This is a genomic window from Shinella sp. M27, assembly GCF_049199905.1.
Taxonomy (GTDB): Bacteria; Pseudomonadota; Alphaproteobacteria; order Rhizobiales; family Rhizobiaceae; genus Shinella.
Genome location: NZ_JBLZPK010000055.1, coordinates 3,932 through 4,710, shown reverse-complemented (window position 1 = coordinate 4,710; position 779 = coordinate 3,932). Strand labels below are relative to the sequence as shown.

At 66.2% G+C, this 779-nt stretch carries 1 protein-coding gene; it reads left to right on the top strand.

Annotation, left to right across the window (positions count from 1 at the left end; genetic code table 11):
• Positions 1–762, top strand: a 762-nt coding sequence (locus ACOZK4_RS19920) for an ABC transporter permease subunit (protein ID WP_421593396.1), incomplete at its 5' end; no start/stop codon positions are given.
• Positions 763–779 lie beyond the last annotated feature (17 nt).

The window sequence follows — 779 nt, the reverse complement described above, 5'->3', positions numbered from 1 at the left end:
CTCCCCATCGCCGTGATCTCCACGCTCACCATCGGCGTCATCATCGGCCTGTGGGCGCTTGCCTCGGCCTATGCGCTGGTCTCGCCGGTCTTCCTGCCCTCGCCGCGCCAGGTCGTCATCGCGCTCTACAATCTCGTCGTGACGGGTTTTGTCGATGCGACGCTGGCCGAACATGTCGGCGCGAGCCTGTACCGCATCTTCGGGGCGCTGATCGCCTCCATTCTCATCGGCATTCCCGCCGGCCTTGCCATCGGCACGAGCCGGGTCGGCCGCGGCATTCTCGATCCCATCGTCGAGTTCCTGCGCCCGCTGCCACCGCTTGCCTATCTGCCGCTCGTCATCATCTGGGTCGGTATCGGCGAGGCCTCGAAGATCACCGTCATCGCGCTCTCCATGCTGCCCTCGATCATCCTGTCGACCTCGGCCGGCGTGCGCGCCGTCTCGAAGGACCATGTCAATGCCGCCCGCTCGCTGGGTGCAACCAAGGCGCAGGTGCTGCGGGAAGTGGTCCTGCCGAGTGCCGTCCCCTCCATCCTGACCGGCATCCGCATCGCGCTCGGCGCGGGCTGGACGACCCTGGTGGCGGCGGAACTGGTGGCGGCGACCAGCGGCATCGGCTTCATGATCCAGTCTGCAGCGCAGTTCCTCGTCACCGATATCGTCATTGCCGGCATCATCGTCATCGCGCTGATCGCCATCGTGCTGGAATATGTCGCGCGCCTCATCGAGCGGCGGCTGGTGCCCTGGGCATCCCACCGCTAGCGCAAAGCAATCGAGAC